The 19626-nt window shown below is 58.6% G+C and carries 18 protein-coding genes; 3 read left to right on the top strand and 15 right to left on the bottom strand.

Features of this window, described 5'->3' with window-relative positions; translation table 11 throughout:
- Positions 1–5 precede the first annotated feature (5 nt).
- The 5 genes from AO388_RS01655 to sdhC form a co-directional block, all read right to left on the bottom strand.
- Positions 6–2837 carry a 2-oxoglutarate dehydrogenase E1 component gene (locus tag AO388_RS01655; RefSeq protein WP_003366703.1) on the bottom strand — a complete coding sequence of 944 codons (2832 nt, stop codon included), beginning with the start codon at positions 2835–2837 and terminating at the stop codon, positions 6–8.
- 259 nt (positions 2838–3096) lie between these two features.
- Positions 3097–3801 carry a succinate dehydrogenase iron-sulfur subunit gene (locus AO388_RS01650; protein WP_003343563.1) on the bottom strand — a complete coding sequence of 235 codons (705 nt, stop codon included), beginning with the start codon at positions 3799–3801 and terminating at the stop codon, positions 3097–3099.
- A gap of 12 nt (positions 3802–3813) precedes the next feature.
- Complete coding sequence (gene sdhA, locus AO388_RS01645; protein ID WP_003419913.1) at positions 3814–5586, bottom strand: succinate dehydrogenase flavoprotein subunit; 1773 nt, start codon at positions 5584–5586, stop codon at positions 3814–3816.
- A 3-nt stretch (positions 5587–5589) separates the two neighbouring features.
- A complete protein-coding gene (gene sdhD / locus AO388_RS01640; protein WP_003316551.1) occupies positions 5590–5958 on the bottom strand; it encodes a succinate dehydrogenase, hydrophobic membrane anchor protein in 369 nt (122 codons plus the stop codon).
- Positions 5952–6326 (bottom strand): succinate dehydrogenase, cytochrome b556 subunit, encoded by a 375-nt coding sequence (sdhC, locus tag AO388_RS01635; RefSeq protein ID WP_003423585.1) that lies wholly within the window; start codon positions 6324–6326, stop codon positions 5952–5954. The genes sdhD and sdhC overlap by 7 nt, the downstream gene beginning before the upstream one ends.
- 361 nt (positions 6327–6687) lie before the next feature.
- Here sdhC and gltA point away from each other — a divergent pair, with 361 nt between their 5' ends.
- On the top strand, positions 6688–7977 hold the full coding sequence (gene gltA, locus AO388_RS01630) for a citrate synthase (protein ID WP_003366698.1): 1290 nt from the start codon (positions 6688–6690) through the stop codon (positions 7975–7977).
- Between the two features lie 51 nt (positions 7978–8028).
- Here the strand turns inward: gltA and AO388_RS01625 are convergent, their stop codons facing one another.
- The 9 genes from AO388_RS01625 to AO388_RS01585 form a co-directional block, all read right to left on the bottom strand.
- The gene (locus AO388_RS01625; protein WP_003366696.1) at positions 8029–8640 is read right to left on the bottom strand and encodes an START domain-containing protein; all 612 of its coding nucleotides are present in this window, start codon (positions 8638–8640) and stop codon (positions 8029–8031) included.
- Positions 8641–8696: 56 nt separating this feature from the next.
- Entirely contained in the window at positions 8697–8954 is a 258-nt protein-coding gene (locus AO388_RS01620) for a YkgJ family cysteine cluster protein (RefSeq protein ID WP_003366694.1), read from the bottom strand.
- 94 nt (positions 8955–9048) lie between these two features.
- A complete protein-coding gene (locus AO388_RS01615; protein ID WP_072364648.1) occupies positions 9049–9690 on the bottom strand; it encodes a translation initiation factor 2 in 642 nt (213 codons plus the stop codon).
- A 114-nt stretch (positions 9691–9804) separates the two neighbouring features.
- On the bottom strand, positions 9805–11244 hold the full coding sequence (locus AO388_RS01610; protein WP_058415980.1) for an aminotransferase-like domain-containing protein: 1440 nt from the start codon (positions 11242–11244) through the stop codon (positions 9805–9807).
- Positions 11245–11461: 217 nt separating this feature from the next.
- Positions 11462–12277, bottom strand: a complete 816-nt coding sequence (locus tag AO388_RS01605; protein ID WP_058415979.1) for an OmpA family protein — start codon at positions 12275–12277, stop codon at positions 11462–11464.
- Positions 12274–12627: a DUF4398 domain-containing protein gene (locus AO388_RS01600; RefSeq protein ID WP_003345625.1), complete on the bottom strand. Its 354-nt coding sequence runs from the start codon at positions 12625–12627 to the stop codon at positions 12274–12276. The genes AO388_RS01605 and AO388_RS01600 overlap by 4 nt, the downstream gene beginning before the upstream one ends.
- A gap of 10 nt (positions 12628–12637) precedes the next feature.
- Entirely contained in the window at positions 12638–13465 is an 828-nt protein-coding gene (locus AO388_RS01595; protein WP_054081898.1) for a substrate-binding periplasmic protein, read from the bottom strand.
- A 116-nt stretch (positions 13466–13581) separates the two neighbouring features.
- Positions 13582–14511 (bottom strand): electron transfer flavoprotein subunit alpha/FixB family protein, encoded by a 930-nt coding sequence (locus tag AO388_RS01590; RefSeq protein ID WP_003366683.1) that lies wholly within the window; start codon positions 14509–14511, stop codon positions 13582–13584.
- Positions 14512–15261, bottom strand: a complete 750-nt coding sequence (locus AO388_RS01585; RefSeq protein WP_003394537.1) for an electron transfer flavoprotein subunit beta/FixA family protein — start codon at positions 15259–15261, stop codon at positions 14512–14514. It lies immediately after the preceding gene.
- A gap of 519 nt (positions 15262–15780) precedes the next feature.
- Here AO388_RS01585 and AO388_RS01580 point away from each other — a divergent pair.
- Positions 15781–17436, top strand: coding sequence for an electron transfer flavoprotein-ubiquinone oxidoreductase (locus tag AO388_RS01580; RefSeq protein WP_003366679.1), 1656 nt, complete (start codon positions 15781–15783; stop codon positions 17434–17436).
- 51 nt (positions 17437–17487) lie between these two features.
- Here the strand turns inward: AO388_RS01580 and AO388_RS01575 are convergent, their stop codons facing one another.
- Positions 17488–18393, bottom strand: a complete 906-nt coding sequence (locus AO388_RS01575; protein ID WP_054081899.1) for an AraC family transcriptional regulator — start codon at positions 18391–18393, stop codon at positions 17488–17490.
- Positions 18394–18572: 179 nt separating this feature from the next.
- Here AO388_RS01575 and AO388_RS01570 point away from each other — a divergent pair, with 179 nt between their 5' ends.
- Positions 18573–19625, top strand: coding sequence for an NAD(P)-dependent alcohol dehydrogenase (locus AO388_RS01570; RefSeq protein ID WP_003366675.1), 1053 nt, complete (start codon positions 18573–18575; stop codon positions 19623–19625).
- The last annotated feature ends 1 nt before the right edge of the window (position 19626 follow it).

Here is a 19626-nt window from a genome sequence, read left to right as displayed (position 1 = left end):
AGGCGTTAAACAGTGAAGGCATCTTGCAGCAGTTTTTCCTGCTGCTCGGCGTGCATCGAAGCGTAACCACATGCTGGAGCGGCAGAAGCATCACGACCGGCGTACTCGAGAACGAGTTCACGTTTGTGGTTGCCCATGCTGCGACGCAGATGGTGTTGGCTGCTGTACCAGGCACCCTGGTTCATCGGCTCTTCCTGACACCAGACCACATGCTGCAGGTTGGTATAAGGCGCGATGGTTTCCATCAAATCATCTTCAGGGAACGGATACAGCTGCTCGAGGCGAACGATGGCGATGTCTTCACGCCCTTCGGCACGGCGTTTTTCCAGGAGATCGTAGTAAACCTTGCCGCTGCACAGCACCAGACGCGTGACCTTGGCCGGATCGAGGGTATCGATTTCCGGAATGACGGTCTGGAACGAGCCTTCGGCCAAGTCTTCCAGAGTCGAAACAGCCAGCTTGTGACGCAACAGCGACTTCGGTGTCAGCACGATCAGCGGCTTGCGCAGCGGACGGATGACCTGACGACGCAACAAGTGATAGATCTGCGCCGGAGTCGTCGGTACGCACACCTGAATGTTGTGCTCGGCGCACAATTGCAGGTAACGCTCCAGACGGGCCGACGAGTGCTCTGGCCCCTGCCCTTCATAGCCATGAGGCAACAGCATGGTCAGACCGCACAGACGGCCCCACTTGTGCTCGCCGCTGGTGATGAACTGGTCGACAACCACCTGAGCGCCGTTGGCGAAGTCGCCGAACTGGGCTTCCCAGATAACCAGCGCATCAGGCTGGGTAGTCGAATAACCGTATTCGAATGCCAGTACGGCCTCTTCCGAAAGGAAGGAGTCGTACAGGTCGAAACGTGGCTGACCGGAGTACAGATTCTGCAGCGGGATATAGGTCCCGGCGTCTTTCTGGTTGTGCAGCACGGCGTGACGGTGCGAGAACGTACCGCGACCGATGTCCTGCCCCGTCATGCGGATCGGGTGACCTTCGAATGCCAGTGTGGCGTACGCCATGGTTTCGGCGTAACCCCAGTTGATCGGCAAGCCACCGGCCTGCATCTTCTGGCGGTCTTCGTAGATTTTCTGAACCTGACGCTGCACGACGAAGCCTTCCGGCAGCTCCATGAGCTTGGCGGACAGTTCCTGCAGGGTCTTGAGATCGAAGCGGGTGTCGTGACGCGCAGTCCAGGCATGGCCCAGGTATGGACGCCAGTCGACGAACAATTCCTTGTTCGGCTCCTTGACCAGACTTTTCACCACGTGCAGACCGTTGTCCAGCGCGCTGCGGTAGTCGTCGACCTTGGCCTGAACGCGGGCATCGTCGAGAACGCCGGTCTTGATCAGATGCTCGGCATACAGCTCGCGCGTGGTGCGCTGCTTGGTGATCTGCTGATACATCAAAGGCTGGGTGCCGCTCGGCTCGTCAGCTTCGTTGTGGCCACGGCGACGGTAGCAAACCAGATCGATCACGATGTCGCGCTTGAACTGCATGCGGTAATCGATGGCCAGCTGGGTCACGAACATCACGGCTTCCGGATCATCACCATTCACATGGAGGATCGGCGCCTGGATCATCTTGGCGACGTCGGTGGCGTACTCGGTAGAACGCGAGTCCAGCGGGTTGCTGATGGTGAAGCCCACCTGGTTGTTGATGACGATGTGGATCGTACCGCCCGTCTTGAAGCCGCGAGTCTGCGACATCTGGAAGGTTTCCATGACCACGCCCTGGCCGGCAAAGGCCGCGTCGCCGTGGAGGGAAATCGGCAGAACCTTGTCGCCGTTCGGATCGTTGCGACGATCCTGACGCGCACGCACCGACCCCTCGACCACCGGAGACACGATCTCCAGGTGAGACGGGTTGAAGGCCATGGCGAGGTGAACCTCACCGCCTGCGGTCATGACGTTGGAAGAGAAGCCCTGGTGGTATTTGACGTCACCGGAACCCAGTTCCACTTTCTTCTTGCCTTCGAACTCGTCGAACAGGTCGCGAGGATTCTTGCCGAAGGTGTTCACCAGTACGTTGAGGCGGCCACGGTGGGCCATGCCGATCACGACTTCCTTGGTGCCATAGGACCCGGAACGCTGAATCAGCTCGTCCAGCATTGGAATCAGGCTTTCGCCGCCTTCCAGACCGAAACGCTTGGTGCCCGGGTATTTGGTACCCAGGTATTTCTCGAGGCCTTCAGCTGCGGTAACACGCTCGAGCAGGTGGCTCTGAATGTCAGCCGAGAACACCGGACGGCCACGAACACTCTCGAGACGCTGCATGAACCAGTTGCGCTGCTCGGAATCCACGATGTGAGTGAACTCGGAGCCGATGGTGCGACAATATGTCTGCTGCAACGCTTCATGAATTTCGCGTAGGCTCGCTTCCTCTTTGCCGATGAACAGGTCGCCGGCACGGAAGGTCGTATCAAGATCGGCATTGGTCAAGCCGTAATGATTGATGGACAGATCCGCAGGCGCAGGGCGCTGCCACAGGCCCAGCGGATCGAGTTGGGCAGCCTGGTGGCCACGCATCCGATATGCCTGGATCAGTCGCAGCACTTCAACCTGCTTCTTCTCGTGTTCGCTGCTCACACTGCCGGCGGACACCGGTTGAGCGCGGCGCTGGTTTTTGGCCAGCAACACGAAATGATCGCGAATGGTCGAGTGCGATACATCAGTGGCAGAGCTGCCGTCTGCTGGCAACTTCTGAAAGTAGGTGCGCCATTCTTCTGGCACAGCGTTAGGGTCGTGCAGGTAAAGCTCATAGAGCTCTTCCACATAGGCAGCGTTACCACCGGATAGGTGGGCACTGTTCCACATGCGCTGCATCACGCTTTCTTGCATGCTTGGTCACCCTCGGTAAGGGGACACCACCGGCGAAGACACCAGAGCAATCCTGAAATAGTCGTGTGCAGCGACTGTATCAAGTCACCAGGGATCACGCAGATAGTCCGGGTACCAGCCCGGATGCCCCTGCTGGTCTCATTTCTTCAAAATAAGAGCCGCAGCTTTGCGAGCTACTGCTCAGGTTAAAACTACGGCGCCGGTTGAAGCCTGCGCCGTAGCCACTTCAGTACAACGGTGTAACAGATAAAGCGATGAATCAGACGCCGTTCTGCAACAGCATGTTGCGTACGTGACCGATAGCCTTGGTTGGGTTAAGGCCCTTCGGACAGACGTTGACGCAGTTCATGATGCCGCGGCAGCGGAATACGCTGAACGGATCATCAAGCGAAGCCAGACGCTCACTGGTGCGGGTATCACGGCTGTCAGCCAGGAAACGGTAGGCTTGCAGCAGTGCAGCAGGACCCAGGAACTTGTCGGGGTTCCACCAGAAGGACGGGCAGGAAGTCGAGCAGCAAGCGCACAGGATGCACTCGTACAGACCATCGAGCTTTTCGCGCTCTTCCGGTGTTTGCAGACGTTCGATGGCCGGAGCCGGCGTGTCGTTCTGCAGGAACGGCTTCACCTTCTCGTACTGCTTGTAGAAGATGCTCATATCGACGACCAGGTCACGAATAACCGGCAAACCAGGCAGCGGACGTACGATCAGCTTGTTCTTGGCAACGACAGCCGACAGCGGCGTGATGCAGGCCAGGCCGTTCTTGCCGTTGATATTCATGCCGTCGGAACCGCACACGCCTTCACGGCATGAGCGACGATAAGAGAACCCCTGATCCTGTTCTTTGACCAGGGCGAGCACGTCCAGCACCATCAGGTCCTTGCCACCGGTATCGACCTGAAACTCCTGCATGAACGGCGCGGCGTCCTGCTCAGGGTTGTAACGATAAACACTGACTTGCAACATATCGGCCACCCCTTAATAAGTCCGAATCTTGGGTTCAAAAGTCGGAACAGTCTTCGGCGAGAAGTTCACGGCACGCTTGGTCACGCGCTTGTCACCCGGGAAATACAGGGTGTGGCACAACCAGTTCTCGTCGTCGCGATCTTCGAAGTCTTCGCGAGCGTGAGCGCCGCGGGACTCTTTACGATGCTCTGCAGCAATCGCCGTGGCTTCGGCAACTTCCAGCAGGTTTTGCAGTTCAAGCGCTTCGATACGGGCGGTGTTGAACGCCTGGCTCTTGTCGTTGATCTTGACGTTGGCGATACGCACGCGCAGATCAGCCAGCTGGGCGATACCCTTCTGCATGTATTCGCCAGTACGGAATACACCGAAGTAGTTCTGCATGCAGCTCTGCAGTTCTTTACGCAGGGACGCGACGTCTTCACCGGTGGTGCGTTCGTTCAGGCCGGCAAGGCGCGCGAGGGCAGCATCGATGTCGGACTCGGAAGCGCGCGCATAATCGACGCCTTCACGCAGCGCCTGCTCGAGGTGGATACCCGCAGCGCGGCCGAACACCACCAGATCGAGCAGCGAGTTGCCGCCCAGACGGTTTGCGCCGTGAACCGATACGCAAGCCACTTCACCTACCGCGAACAGACCTGGAATGATCTGATCGACGCCCGCCGCATCCTGAGTGATCGCCTGACCATGAATGTTGGTGGCAACGCCGCCCATCATGTAGTGGCAGGTTGGTACGACAGGGATCGGAGCGGTCGCAGGATCGACGTGAGCAAAGGTCTTGGACAGCTCCATGATCCCTGGCAGACGGCTGTGCAGCACTTCTTCGCCAAGGTGATCGAGCTTGAGCATCACGTGATCGCCATCGGGACCACAGCCGTTACCGGCAATGATTTCCTTGACCATGGAACGTGCCACAACGTCACGACCGGCAAGGTCCTTGGCGTTCGGAGCATAACGCTCCATGAAACGCTCGCCGTGCTTGTTGATCAGGTAACCGCCTTCACCGCGGCAACCTTCGGTGACCAGTACACCTGCACCGGCAATACCGGTCGGGTGGAACTGCCACATTTCGATGTCCTGAACAGGTACACCGGCACGCAGCGCCATGCCGATACCGTCACCGGTATTGATCAGGGCATTGGTGGTCGACGAGTAGATACGGCCTGCACCGCCAGTCGCCAGCACGGTTGCATTGGCGCGGATGTACGAGGTTTCGCCTGTCTCGATGCAGATTGCGATGATGCCGACAAAGGCGCCGTCGTTGTTCTTTACCAGATCCACTGCATAGTATTCGTTGAGGAATACAGTGCCTGCCTTCAGGTTGGCCTGATACAGGGTGTGCAGCAGTGCGTGACCGGTACGGTCGGCGGCAGCGCAGGTACGGGCAGCCTGCCCGCCCTTGCCGAAGTCCTTGGACTGGCCACCGAACGGACGCTGGTAGATACGGCCCTGCTCGGTACGGGAGAACGGCAGGCCCATGTGCTCGAGCTCGAAGACCGCTTCCGGACCTACGGAACACATGTATTCGATAGCGTCCTGGTCACCGATGTAGTCGGAGCCCTTGACGGTATCGTACATGTGCCAGCGCCAGTCATCGTTCGGATCGGCGGAGGCGATTGCACAGGTGATGCCACCCTGCGCGGATACGGTGTGCGAGCGGGTCGGGAAAACCTTGGTGACCACGGCAGTCTTGTGACCGCCCTGGGCGAGCTGCAGCGCAGCGCGCATGCCGGCACCGCCACCACCAATGATGATGGCGTCGAAAGAAAGCGCATTAATGTTAGCCATGGATCAGATACCCCAAAGAATCTGCACGCCCCAGACGAAGTAGGCGAACATCAGAACGCCGCATACCGCCTGGAACAGGAAACGTACTGCAGTTGCGGACTTGCCCAGCGCCATCGGCGTCAGGTAGTCGGTCGCGATGGTCCACATGCCGACCCAGGCGTGGGCGCCAAGGGCAACGAGGGCCAGGAGACTGAAGATACGCATTCCGTTGTGAGCGAACAGACCATGCCATTGGGCGTAGCTCAGACCCGGGTGAAAGACCATGTAACCGATCAGGAAAATGAAATAAGCCGCGAGCACGACTGCGGAGACACGCTGAGCCATCCAGTCATAGAGGCCCGAACGCGACAGGTTGGTGACGTTGGTTACCATATCCATACTCCCGCCAGAAGAATCAGAATCACGGAAACCGCGATAACGATTTTGGAGCCCAGCTTTCCGCCTTCAAGCGTCTCGCCTACCCCCGAGTCCATGATGAGGTGACGAATACCGGCCACCAGGTGGTACAGCAGGGCAGACAGAAGTCCCCAGATGATCAGCTTGGCCAGCGGACTGGTCATATACGCCTTGACTTCACCAAATCCCTCTTCGGAGGCCAGCGACTTGTCCATTGCATACAGCATGATTGCAATACCGACAAAGAGGATGACACCGGAGATGCGGTGAAGGATGGACGTGTAAGCGGTGACTGGGAGCTTGATGGTCCTTAGGTCTAGATTTACAGGTCGTTGGCTATTCACGGCTTTTTTTCACACTGAAGAGCCCCTAACAATCAGGGCAAGTTGTTGGGAAGTGCACTGGTCAGGTACCCACCACCCAGGAAGTGACGACCCCCTTGAAACAGGCCAAAAGCCTCTGGCGGTCGGACGCCGAGTATAGACAGTTAGGTTACTAATGACAACGCGCAGACGTACCGCCAATAGCGGATTGCGTTGCCGCGACAAAAGGCGTAAATGGCAGTAAACCGTCTGAAAAATCCACGGCCGAGCCCTTGCGGAACACGACTTTAGGCAAATTGACTTTAGAATTTATCTCACTATAGTGATGCGGGCCCTGCGTGGGGGGCCTGTCTGATGATTTGAAGCATAAATAGGAGGCCACATGGCTGACAAAAAAGCGCAGTTGATCATCGAGGGCGCTGCCCCCGTCGAGCTGCCAATTCTGACCGGTACAGTGGGTCCGGACGTGATCGACGTACGCGGCCTGACCGCCACCGGCCGCTTCACATTTGACCCTGGTTTCATGTCCACGGCCTCTTGCGATTCGAAGATCACCTACATCGATGGTGATAATGGCATTCTGCTACACCGCGGCTACCCGATCGAACAACTGGCCGAGCAGTCCGACTACCTCGAGACCTGCTACCTGCTGCTCAACGGTGAACTGCCCACCGCCGAGCAGAAAGCCCAGTTCGTGGCCGTGGTCAAGAACCACACGATGGTTCACGAACAACTCAAGACCTTCTTCAACGGTTTCCGCCGTGACGCCCACCCGATGGCCGTCATGTGTGGCGTAGTCGGCGCCCTGTCGGCGTTCTACCACGACTCGCTGGATATCAATAACCCGCAGCACCGCGAGATTTCCGCAGTCCGTCTGGTCGCCAAGATGCCGACCTTGGCAGCGATGGTCTACAAGTACTCCATGGGTCAACCCATGATGTACCCGCGCAACGACCTCAGCTACGCGGAAAACTTCCTGCACATGATGTTCAACACCCCGTGCGAGATCAAACCGATCAGCCCGGTGCTGGCCAAGGCGATGGACAAGATCTTCATCCTCCACGCCGATCACGAGCAGAACGCGTCGACCTCCACCGTACGCATGGCGGGCTCTTCGGGTGCCAACCCGTTCGCCTGTATCGCAGCCGGTATCGCAGCGCTCTGGGGCCCTGCCCACGGCGGCGCCAACGAAGCGGTACTGACCATGCTCGATGAAATCGGCGACGTGTCGAACATCGACACGTTCATTGCCAAGGCCAAGGACAAGAACGATCCGTTCAAGCTCATGGGCTTCGGTCACCGCGTGTACAAGAACCGTGACCCGCGCGCCACCGTAATGAAGCAGACCTGCGACGAAGTATTGAAAGAACTGGGCATCACCAACGATCCTCAACTCGAACTGGCCATGCGCCTCGAAGAGATCGCCCTGACCGACCCGTACTTCATCGAGCGCTCGCTGTACCCGAACGTCGACTTCTACTCGGGCATCATCCTCAAGGCCATCGGCATTCCGACCAGCATGTTCACCGTGATCTTCGCCCTGGCGCGGACTGTCGGCTGGATCTCGCACTGGAAGGAAATGCTCTCCAGCCCCTACAAGATCGGTCGCCCTCGCCAGCTGTACACCGGCAACGTGCAACGCGACATCGTCGCCCTGCAAGACCGCAAGTAAGCGCCACACGCAAAAAAAGGGCTGCCATTGGCAGCNGCTATCCGATGCACATCATGGGGTTTGCGCAGCACGCTCCCTGAGGGCTTTCAAGGTGTTGAACGGCGCATCGACAACGAACTTGTTGGCCAGCATAGAAGGCACACTGCCACCCGGCTCGGTGTGAACCTGATAGGTCACTTCAGTCTGGTTCGGCCCTTTGGGCACCATTTTCCAGAAGCCCTTGACCTCGGTTACGCGCACATAGCCCTTTTCTTCGGGGATGTACGAAGGCTGCTCTTCAAGATTACGGGTAACACTCCCGTCAGGGCCTTCCTGAGTGGTGATCAACAGCACAGAATCGCGAGGCGTCACTGGCCAGGGAGTGTTGAACTGGCTGTAGGTCCAGGTCTTGTTGCCTTCGTGCTTGAGCACTTTCTGCAACTTGCACTCATGAATCCAGGCGCAGGCGCCCGTGACATCCTCCTGAAGCGCGCGCAACTTGCTCACGCTGGCATTGATCAGCGCAATGCCCTGATAAGCCTTGTAATCAGACCCGGGCACGTCGCTCAACGAAACCTTGATGCCCTCCTGATTCTTGACCTCTTTCCACTCTTCAGCCTGCGCCGTTCCGGCAAGCATTACAGTCAAACCACAAGCAACAGCCATGCGATACAGCGGACCCATTGTTTTATTCCTTGTTTTGAAGTTCCGAAGAAGCATTTGTGCTCGAAAACACTTTTTCAGGCCACCGCAGTGGCTTTTTCCCACCAACCGATCAGGCGAATGGCATCCGCCTGGTCGACACCGCAGACATCCTCTGCCGCCTTGAACTGACTGCATACGGCGGGCCGCTCAGCCCTGCCAAACAAGGCGCACAAAAACTCGACCGACAGGTGCAGACAACGCTCGCCTGCAGGCTTTCCGTCGGGCATACCGGGTATGGGAGACGTTATGGAAGGCGCTATGCAGCACGCTCCACAACCGGAACGGCAGTCCATGACCAGACACCCTTTTGTGAAAATTGAAAAAGAGGAAGGATATTAACCGTCAAAACGTCTGTTTGAAAACGCCGTATCGGACGACAGGCAGGGCTTACTGCTTGAATTTGAAGTCCAGCGCAGCGCCTTCCACGTCGCGACGGTTTTCGTTGCGCATCTGCAATTGCATTTCGTTGGTCAGCAATCGCCCTTCGAGCTCGAACGGACCAGGGTTCGCAGAGTCGCCCTTGTCGCTGAACATCTGCGGCAATATCGGCTTGCGCTTGCTGGTAATCACCTTGGCAGGCGGGTCGAGTTCCTTGACCAGTTCGGGAGGCAGGCTCAGATCCAGCTTGGGCGATTTGATTCGCACATCCTTGACGCTGGCCGTCTTGGCATCCTTGGCGTTCTTGCGCTTGCTCGCAGGCGCCTTGGCTGCCGCGACCTTGGAAGACGCTTTTTCGGACGCCGCCGATTTGGCGCTTTGGGGTGCTGCAGGTTCTGACTTTTCCTTTCCGACCACCACAGGCACGACTGGCACCCCCGGCATCAGCTGATGCATGGTGTCCGGCGCCTTGATTTGCCTGGCATCGGTGGCGGCTGCCTCCGCAGGTGCCTCAGTCTTCAGATGCACCTCGGGCGATACCGGCGCTGTGATGACCGCCTCGGTCTTGGGTTTGGGCACAGAGGTATCCGGAGCGTCACAACCACTCAGAAGTACGACGACAAGCAATCCGAGACAGCGAAAAACATTCATAGGCAAAAAGTCAGGCAAGACAGTGGCAAAAAGCCGGAAAGAAACACATGCTGTCCTTTTGAGGCCAACCTGACAAGACAAGAGTTCCGAAGAATTGACAAATATCTTTGCCAATCAATAAGCCTGGACAGCTTCCTGACATAACTGCTTGGCCAGAATCCCCAATGTCATCAATGCCCGCTCGGCTTCCTTGTTCCATTTCATGCCGCAATTCAAACGAATACAGTGGTTGAACTGCTCGGTATTACTGAAAATCAGCCCGGGTGCAATGCTGATGCCCTGCTCGAGCGCACGCACGTGCAATTCCTGGGTATTGACCCTGCCCGGCAGACTGACCCAGAGGATAAAGCCCCCTGCGGGACGGCTCATCTGCGTGCCTTCGGGAAAGAACTGCTGCACCGCCAGCTGATACGCACTGAGGTTCTTGCGGTATTCGAGCCGAATGAAGCGCAGGTGTCGATCATAGCCGCCGTTTTCGAGGTACGCGGCGACGGCCATTTGCGTGACACTGCACGCAGAGTGAGTACTGAAGGTCTGCAGGCGCTGAATTTCCGCCTGGTATTTGCCGGCTATCATCCAGCCGATGCGCACACCCGGTGACAAGGTCTTGGAGAAGCTTGAGCAGTAAATCACCCTCCCCAGCCGGTCGAAGGACTTGAGCGCCTTGGTCCGCCCTACTTCGAACATCAACTCGCCGTAGACGTCGTCTTCAACCACCTGGATATCGAAATCCGAGGTCAGCCGCAGCAGGTTTTTCTGCCGCTCCTCGGGCATGGTGCCGCCCAGTGGATTGCTCAGCCGTGAGGTCAGCACCAGGGCCTTGATGGACCATTGATTGGCCGCCAGTTGCAAGGCTTCAAGACTGATGCCGGTGGCCGGATCACTGGGAATTTCGATGACTTTCAAACCCAGCAGGTCGGCAAGTTGCAGCAACCCGTAATAAGCCGGTGATTCGGCGGCTATCAGATCGCCGGGCCGGGTCAGCACCCGCAGGGCCATCTGCAGCGCATCCACGCAGCCGTGAGTGATGACCACTTCTGACGGGTCGACCACTACACCGGCGTCGCGCATGCGGATCGCGACCTGCCTGCGCAAGGGTTCGAAGCCAGGGCTGAACATGTAACTGAAGGCCCGTGGGCTGTGAAAACGCGTGACCTTGGCCAGCTGCTGATGCAGCGCGCGCACCGGCAAGTAATCCACATGAGGCACGGCAGCCCCTAGGGCGAATACGCCTTCGCGGCGCGACTCTTCGAGCACTTGCTGGATAATGCTGCTGCGTGTGACCAGGCCGGGCCGCTCGACCCGCGCGATATCCGGGGTGGACGCTGTCAGCGCGGGCGTTTGATGGACGTAGTAGCCGGATTGAGGACGCGCCCGGATCAGCCCCTGGTCTTCAAGGTTCGCGTAAGCCTGCAATACAGTCGCATGGCTGACGTTGAGCTGCGAACTCATTTTGCGAACGGACGGCACACGCTCGCCGGGCTGATACACACCACGGCGGATGTCTTCGGCCAACTGCTGAGCGATACGCTGGTAGAGCAAGAGATTGGTCATGACACAGCCTCGAAAAGACCGGTGATTTATTATTTTTGAAAATACAGATGCGTAATAACCGGCACAGATCGGAAGTGTACGGGAACAGTTTGAAGACAGGCCAGCATTGATGGCTGCTGAGTGAAAATAAACGCGGGCAGAAACGCCATAATCAATGTGATTAAAGACAAAAAAGCCCGAGGCCGTTTCCGGCATCGGGCTTTTTATCGTCTATTTATCAGCGAGCTGCGCCCAGCTGACCTTTTTCATCCGAGAAAACGATCTCGACACGCCTGTTTTGCGCGCGGCCCCGCTCGGAGGTATTGGCATTCACAGGAAACTCCTGGCCATAGCCTTCGACCTGAATGCGTTTTTCGTCGATGCCCAGGTCCATCAGCACATCAGCGACTGCTTGCGCCCGGTCTTTCGAGAGCCTCAGGTTTTCCTGACGATCGCCCGTGCTGTCGGTATAGCCTTCGATGCGGACCACTCGGCGCGGATTGATCTGCAGAAACTGCACAACCTTGAGAATGGTACGGCTGGCCGAGTTTTTCAGCTCGGCATGTCCGGCGTCGAACAGCACATCGCCCAGGGTCATGACCAGCCCGCGGTCGGTTTCGGTGGTGGCCAGGCTGAGGATCTGATCCTCCAGCCAACGGCCCTGTTGCTGGGCGCTGGCCAACTTGGCTTCGCGCAGTGCCAACTGCATACGCTGACGTTCCATGTCCATTTTCGCCAGACGCTCCTGACTCAGCATCAGGTTGCTGTGCTCACGCGCGATCTCGCTGTAGCGGCTGCTGAGGTAGGCGTAGTGAGCGACATCGGCGCCACTCCCCAGGTAACTGGACAGACGCTCGGCGCGAGCCAGCGATTCACCCGCACGAATGACATCCTTGGGTGCACTGCGCAGCACATCGGTATCTTCCTTGACCTTCTGGAAGTCGGCACTGGCCTGCTGCAACGCCTGGCCGCTGTCCTGGTGACCGGCACAACCATAAAGGCCAGCCGCACCCAGCAACAGACACACACTCAGGACACGCGGAATACGCTTCATTGCGCCTCCCCCAGCTGCTTGCGCAAGCGATTGAGGCGGGTATTCAACTGATTGACCTGCTCCTGGCTCTTGAGGGTCAACACTCGCGCTTCAGCCAGGCGCGCATCAAGCTCGGCCTGCTCGGCTTTCATACGCGCGTCCTTGTAGGCATGGCTTGCCATGGAAGCGCGGGCTTCGGCAAACCCTGCCTGAGCGACTTCCATCTCGGGTTGATCATCACTCGCGCCGACCGCCTTGGCCTGCTCCAGCGCCTGCTCGGTCAGCTTGAATTGCTCGGTTGGTACCGGATCACTGGCGCAACCGGCCAGCGTGGCGATTGCCATGACGGCAATTGAAAAACGAATACTCACAAAAACATCCCTACTTGTTGGGTGCGCTGGCGCTGGCGGGTTGCAACAGTTGGGCTTTCCACAACTCCAGGTTGTGCCTGATGACATCGCCCGCAAGGCCAGAGGCGGCCGATTCTGTCATCTTTTTCGCCAGCTGTCCGCGCAACCATGGTTCATTGCAGGCCGAGTTGAACGACAAGGCCAGATAGAAACCCGGCGTATCGACCGGTAGAGGCTGTGCCGTCAGGTCTTTGGAAAGACCCAGCGTCTGCACCATGACCATACCGGCATAACGCCCGGCAAGTACGTAATCCACCTCACCCAATGCCAGCTTCTGAAAGGCAGGTGTGAGTGCGGGCAGGCGCTCCAGGGTCAGATTCTGCCTGGCCAGCACCTCGAAGGAAGGCGTCAGGCGGGTCTTTTCCGACATGGCGCCGGGATGGCCCTGCAGCTCGCTCACGGCATTGAACGGCACGCTGTGATCGTGACGCGTCCAGACCATGATCTCGTTCTGCACGATCGGCGGATGAATGTAATCCAGCGCTTCGAGTTGTGCGGCATTCAATGGCGCGTCAGCCAGCAGGTCCATGCGCCCGGTGCGCACCTCTTCGAGCGCCTGACTGCGCTTGCCGCCATACAGAAATTCGACCTTGATACCCAGCTCGCCTGCCGCCTGGGTGAGCAGATCGGCATTGGCCCCCATCAGGTGGCGCGGATCCTGGGGATCACGCCACAGATACGGCGGCGCGTCCGGGCTGCCGGTCACGATCAGACGCTCGCACTTGCCTGCGGCGGATGCCAGCGTCGGCAGCGTGATCAGCCCGAGGAGAAGCGAAGACAGCAGCCGGGAATGCACCATGAAAAGTCCTTTCGATACGCAATAAAAAACCCGCTTCACCCAGGCAGGCGCACCGTAAACCGCTGGTGCGCAAACCCCGAATGGAACGGGTTCTCTTTATAGTGGAAGCGCGTGGCTTAAACCAGCTTCTCCAGCTCGGGGATGGCTTCGAACAAGTCAGCCACCAGACCGTAATCGGCGACCTGGAAGATCGGCGCCTCTTCATCCTTGTTGATCGCAACGATCACCTTGGAATCCTTCATACCGGCCAGATGCTGAATGGCGCCGGAAATACCGACTGCGATGTACAGCTGAGGAGCAACGATCTTGCCGGTCTGACCGACCTGCATGTCGTTGGGTACGAAACCGGCATCGACCGCAGCTCGGGAAGCGCCCACTGCCGCACCGAGCTTGTCGGCCAGCGTGTACAGGTGCCTGAAGTTGTCGCCGTTCTGCATGCCGCGACCACCGGAAACGACGATCTTGGCCGCGGTCAGTTCCGGACGATCGGATTTGGCCAGTTCTTCACCGACGAAGCTGGACTTGCCGGCATCGTGAGCAGCCGACACCGCCTCGACAGCGGCCGAGCCACCCTCTGCAGCCACCGGGTCGAAGCCGGTGGCACGTACGGTAATGACCTTGACCGCAGCCGTCGACTGTACGGTGGCGATGGCATTACCGGCATAGATCGGACGAGTGAAGGTGTCAGCGGAAACCACCGAAACGATCTCGGAGATCTGATCGACATCCAACTGAGCAGCGACGCGCGGCAGGATGTTCTTGCCATTGGACGTTGCCGCAGCCAGAACATGGCTATGGCCTGCAGCCAGCTCCACGACCAGCGGTGCAATGTTTTCAGGGAGTTGGTGCGCGTAGGCTTCGTGGTCGGCCACCAGCACTTTCGTCACACCGGCAATTTTGGCGGCGGCGTCGGCAACGGCGCTCACGCCGGACCCGGCCACCAGCAAATGGATGTCACCGCCGATCTTCTGGGCAGCAGCAAGAGTGTTGAGCGTAGCCGGGGCTACGGTCGCGTTGTCGTGTTCAGCGATAACCAGGATCGTCATTTAGATTACCTTCGCTTCGTTTTTCAGTTTCTCGACCAGTTCGGCCACCGACTTGACCTTGATGCCGGCGCTGCGTGCAGCCGGCGCTTCAACCTTGAGGGTCTTGTTGGTCGAGGCCGTGGAAACGCCCAGCGCATCCGGGGTCAGCACTTCGAGCGGCTTTTTCTTGGCCTTCATGATGTTGGGCAGTGAAGCGTAGCGTGGCTCGTTCAGACGCAGGTCCGTGGTCACGATGGCTGGCAGGCTCAGGGAAACGGTCTGCAGGCCGCCGTCGATTTCGCGGGTCACGGCAACCTTGTCACCGGTCACTTCAACCTTGGATGCGAACGTACCCTGCGGGTAGCCGCTCAACGCAGCCAGCATCTGGCCGGTCTGGTTGTTATCACTGTCGATGGCCTGTTTGCCAAGGATCACCAGCTGTGGCTGCTCCTTGTCGACCACGGCCTTGAGCAGCTTGGCCACGGCCAGAGAAGTCAGCTCCTCGGCGGACTCGACCAGCACGGCGCGGTCGGCACCCAGCGCCAGGGCGGTACGCAGTTGCTCCTGAGCCGTGGTCGGACCGATGGTGACGACGACGATTTCGGTGGCTACACCCTTCTCTTTAAGGCGAACAGCCTCTTCAACGGCGATTTCGCAAAACGGGTTCATGGACATTTTGACGTTGGCAAGATCGACGCCGGAGTTGTCCGCCTTGACGCGAACCTTGACGTTGTAGTCGACCACTCGTTTGACAGCTACAAGAACCTTCATGGATTCCTCACTCTCCGGTGAAAAGAAGTCGCCCGGCGGCACCAGGCGATCGATATGTGTCCTCAACAAGCAATCGCAATGCGTGCAGGCCACCCGGACGACTTTAAAAAGCCATATAAAAGCCGGGAGTCACCCGTCAAGCAGCGGCTGGGTGTGTAAAATGCGCCGTGCGACGTTGACCTGTTGCCTGCAGCGCGTCTGCCTGATGCCTTTTGAGAGATTGCCCGCAATCCGGAAACCTCGTTTCAGCCTACGGCAAACGCAAAACCGCCCGTATATTGACCGCAACGCCTTTTCCGGTCAATACGCCAAATCGGCCAGTTCCGAGTCTGGTGTCTTTGATTTATCTGGCCTGCGGCCGATTCAAACAAACGTTTGTATTGGACCCGCGCAGTGGTGTAGATATAATGCGAACCATTAAAAGACGGGACGGTTCAATACCTCCATGCGTCGGCCTGCAGCGACCAAAAAAGCAGTGCCCATAAAAACACCGTGAGCCTTGAGAGTAGGAGATAGCCTGTGGAACGCGAATACATGGAATTCGACGTCGTTATCGTCGGAGCCGGCCCGTCCGGGCTTTCTGCCGCTTGCCGCCTTAAACAGAAGGCCGCTGAAGCTGGCCAGGAAATCAGCGTCTGCGTGGTGGAAAAAGGCTCCGAAGTCGGCGCGCACATCCTCTCCGGTGCGGTATTCGAGCCCCGCGCGCTGAATGAACTGTTCCCCAACTGGCAGGAACTGGGCGCTCCGCTCAACACGCCGGTCAAGCGCGACGACATCTATGTGCTGCGCGATGCTGAAAAAGCTCAGAAAATACCGGACTTTTTCGTCCCCAAGACCATGCACAACCATGGCAACTACATCATCTCGCTGGGCAACCTGTGCCGCTGGCTGGCTCAGCAGGCTGAAAACCTCGGTGTCGAAATCTATCCTGGCTTTGCCGCTCAGGAAGCGCTGTTCGACGAAAACGGTGTAGTGCGCGGCATCGTCACCGGGGATCTGGGTGTCGACCGCGAAGGCAATCCTAAGGAAGGCCTGTACACCCCCGGCATGGAACTGCGCGCCAAGTACACGCTGTTCGCCGAAGGCTGCCGTGGTCACATCGGCAAGCAGCTGCTCAAGCGCTTCAACCTTGACGACGAAGCCGACGTGCAGCATTACGCTATCGGCCTCAAGGAAATCTGGGAAGTCGACCCGGCCAAACATGAACAAGGGCTGGTGGTGCACACCGCAGGCTGGCCGCTGGACGATGCCAATCCGGGCGGCTCGTTCCTGTACCACCTGGAGAACAATCAGGTAGTGGTCGGCCTGATCGTCGACCTGTCCTACAGCAACCCGTACCTGTCGCCGTTCGACGAGTTCCAGCGCTACAAGCACCACCCGGTCGTCAAGCAATACCTGGAAGGCGGCAAGCGCATCAGCTACGGTGCCCGCGCGATTGCCAAGGGTGGCTTGAACTCCCTGCCGAAAATGGTCTTCCCCGGCGGCGCGCTGATCGGCTGCGATCTGGGCACGCTGAACTTCGCCAAGATCAAGGGCAGCCATACGGCCATGAAGTCGGGCATGCTGGCCGCCGATTCGGTGGCCGACGCGCTGCTGGCCGGTAAGGAAGGTGGCGACGTGCTGACCTCCTACGTGGATGCCTTCAAGGCCAGCTGGCTACATGAAGAGCTGTTCGCCAGCCGCAACTTTGGCGTGGCGATCCATAAATATGGCGCGATCAAGGGTGGCGCATTCAACTTCATCGATCAGAACATTTTCGGCGGCAAGCTGCCGTTCACGCTGCACGACACCAAGCCGGATTACGCCTGCCTCAAGCTGGCAGCCGACTCGAAGAAGATCGATTACCCGAAACCCGACGGCAAGCTCAGCTTCGACAAGCTCAGTTCGGTGTTCCTCTCCAGCACCAATCATGAAGAGGAACAACCCTGCCACCTGAAGCTGACCGATCCGAGCATCCCGATCAGCAAGAACCTGCCGCTGTACGACGAGCCGGCTCAGCGTTACTGCCCGGCTGGCGTGTATGAAGTCATCACCAAGGAAGACGGCGAGAAGCGCTTCCAGATCAACGCGCAGAACTGCGTGCACTGCAAGACCTGCGACATCAAGGACCCGTCGCAGAACATCACCTGGGTAGCACCGGAAGGCGCTGGCGGACCTACTTACCCGAATATGTAATGAGCCGCAGCAAGCCTCAATAGAGAAAGCCCCTTTCGGGGCTTTTTTTATTCAGGCAGGGACACGCAGATTGCTGCTCTCCTCCCCCGGGCTGCGCTCGAAGTAGCGCTTGTATTCACGACTGAACTGCGACGCGCTTTGATAGCCGACCTTGAGCGCGACCTGCGCCACCCCCAGGCCCTCGGCCACCAGCAATTGCTGAGCCTTGAGCAGGCGCAGACGCTTGAGGTATTGCACCGGCGACAACAGCGTGCTGCGCTTGAAATGCTCATGAAAGGTCGACGTGCTCATGTTCGCGCAACTGGCCAGCGTGTCGACGTTCAGTGCGTGATCATAATGCTCATGCAGGTAGGTCACCGCAGAAGCAATTCGTGCGAACTGCCCCTGCTGCTCGACCAGCGCACGCAAAACCCCTGACTGCGGTCCGCGCAGCGCGCTATACAGCACCTCGCGAATCCGTGCCTGGCCCATGGCCTGACACTCCAGCGGATCATGCAGACAACGCAGCAGACGCTCGACACTGTCGCGCATGCTGTTGTCGATACGCACCGAGGTCATCGATTCCGGCGTCTGCACCTGACTCTCCTGGCCGGTGACCGGGCCCATCGCCTGCACCAACTCACCGAGCAATACCCGGTCGATGGCCACTGAAACGCCGTAAAGCGGCTTTTCCAGAGTAGCGAAGGTTTCACACTTGAACGGCACAGAGAGCGCCTGAATCAGGTAATGCCCGGTGCCGTATTCGAATGTGCGCGGCCCCAGGCACGCGACCTTGCTGCCCTGTACCACGATCATCAGGCTTGGCTCGTAGATCTGCGGGCTGCTGGCGACATAACCAAACGCCGAAAGCACACGTACCTCCGGCAACGGCGTCGCGACAAACCCCGGGCGCACCGCCAGCGGCTGGATCAGGGACACAAGGGTGGCATTGCCATCCAGCACAACAGGTAAGTTCATGAGCACCGCCTGACAGAGAAACAGACAGTCATATCATCGCAGATTTGCGCCTCAGCGCCGACCCCGAACTATCAGACCGGAGGAATAGGCATGAAACACGGAGGATTCACCATAGCCGCGAAGGGCCCGTATCAGGACAATGGTTCGCCTCTCTTCCTTCACACCTTGCGAGGTCAAACATGTACACAGCTATCGGTTACGCCGCACAGTCAGCTACCGCACCCCTCGCCCCGATGACCTTCGAACGTCGCGCTCTGCGTGCCGACGACGTTGCCATCGAAATCCTTTATTGCGGCGTCTGCCACTCCGATATTCACCAGGCACGCAACGAATGGGGCATCGCCGTCTACCCGCTGATGCCGGGCCATGAAATCGTCGGTCGTGTCACTGCCACCGGCAGCAGTGCAACCCAGTACCAGGTCGGTGACATGGTCGGTGTCGGCTGCATGGTCGATTCGTGCCGCGAATGCTCGGCTTGCAAATCAGACCTCGAGCAGTATTGCCTGGAAGGCCCGACCATGACTTACGCCACGCCAGACCGCGTGGACGGCAGCAACACCATGGGCGGTTACTCGAACAGCATCGTGGTCGCCGAGCACTTTGTCGTGCGCGTCCCGGAAAAACTCGATCCGGCCGCCGCTGCACCGATTCTCTGCGCAGGTATCACCACTTATTCGCCGCTCAAGCACTACGGCGTCAAGGCTGGCGACAAGGTCGGCATTCTGGGCATGGGCGGCCTGGGCCATATGGGCATCAAGTTCGCCAAAGCCATGGGCGCTGAAGTGACCCTGTTCACTCGTTCCGCCGCCAAGGCGCAGGAAGCGCGTCGCCAGGGCGCCGATCATGTGATCGTATCCACCGACGCTGAACAGATGAAGGCTGCTGCCGGGCACTTCGACTTCCTGCTCGACACCATTCCGGTCCAGCATGACCTGAACCCCTACCTGGAAACCCTGCGTTTCGATGGCGTACATATCCTCGTCGGCCTGATCGAGCCGGTCGAGCCGCCGGTACATGCAGCCAATCTGGTGATGAGCCGTCGCGTGCTGGCCGGTTCGTTGATCGGCGGTATCGCGGAAACTCAGGAAGTACTGGATTTCTGTGCCGAGAACGACATCACCTGCGACATCGAGATGCTCGATATTCGCAACATCAACGAAGCCTACGAGCGCATGCTGGCCGGTGACGTGAAGTACCGCTTCGTGATCGACATGGCCACGCTGAAGGCCTGAT

It is taken from the genome of Pseudomonas sp. ICMP 10191, from assembly GCF_001467335.1.
Classification (GTDB): domain Bacteria; phylum Pseudomonadota; class Gammaproteobacteria; order Pseudomonadales; family Pseudomonadaceae; genus Aquipseudomonas; species Aquipseudomonas cerasi.
This window is presented reverse-complemented; position numbering and strand designations above follow the sequence as displayed.

Coding starts and splice junctions, on each gene's coding strand:
- AO388_RS01595 (WP_054081898.1), bottom strand. CDS start 13,465: ATGGTGCATTCCCGGCTGCTGTCTTCGCTTCTCCTCGGGCTGATCACG.
- AO388_RS01655 (WP_003366703.1), bottom strand. CDS start 2,837: ATGCAAGAAAGCGTGATGCAGCGCATGTGGAACAGTGCCCACCTATCC.
- sdhA (WP_003419913.1), bottom strand. CDS start 5,586: ATGGCTAACATTAATGCGCTTTCTTTCGACGCCATCATCATTGGTGGT.
- AO388_RS01620 (WP_003366694.1), bottom strand. CDS start 8,954: ATGGACTGCCGTTCCGGTTGTGGAGCGTGCTGCATAGCGCCTTCCATA.
- gltA (WP_003366698.1), top strand. CDS start 6,688: ATGGCTGACAAAAAAGCGCAGTTGATCATCGAGGGCGCTGCCCCCGTC.
- AO388_RS01605 (WP_058415979.1), bottom strand. CDS start 12,277: ATGAAGCGTATTCCGCGTGTCCTGAGTGTGTGTCTGTTGCTGGGTGCG.
- AO388_RS01615 (WP_072364648.1), bottom strand. CDS start 9,690: ATGAATGTTTTTCGCTGTCTCGGATTGCTTGTCGTCGTACTTCTGAGT.
- AO388_RS01625 (WP_003366696.1), bottom strand. CDS start 8,640: ATGGGTCCGCTGTATCGCATGGCTGTTGCTTGTGGTTTGACTGTAATG.
- AO388_RS01585 (WP_003394537.1), bottom strand. CDS start 15,261: ATGAAGGTTCTTGTAGCTGTCAAACGAGTGGTCGACTACAACGTCAAG.
- AO388_RS01650 (WP_003343563.1), bottom strand. CDS start 3,801: ATGTTGCAAGTCAGTGTTTATCGTTACAACCCTGAGCAGGACGCCGCG.
- AO388_RS01590 (WP_003366683.1), bottom strand. CDS start 14,511: ATGACGATCCTGGTTATCGCTGAACACGACAACGCGACCGTAGCCCCG.
- AO388_RS01610 (WP_058415980.1), bottom strand. CDS start 11,244: ATGACCAATCTCTTGCTCTACCAGCGTATCGCTCAGCAGTTGGCCGAA.
- AO388_RS01575 (WP_054081899.1), bottom strand. CDS start 18,393: ATGAACTTACCTGTTGTGCTGGATGGCAATGCCACCCTTGTGTCCCTG.
- sdhD (WP_003316551.1), bottom strand. CDS start 5,958: ATGGTAACCAACGTCACCAACCTGTCGCGTTCGGGCCTCTATGACTGG.
- AO388_RS01570 (WP_003366675.1), top strand. CDS start 18,573: ATGTACACAGCTATCGGTTACGCCGCACAGTCAGCTACCGCACCCCTC.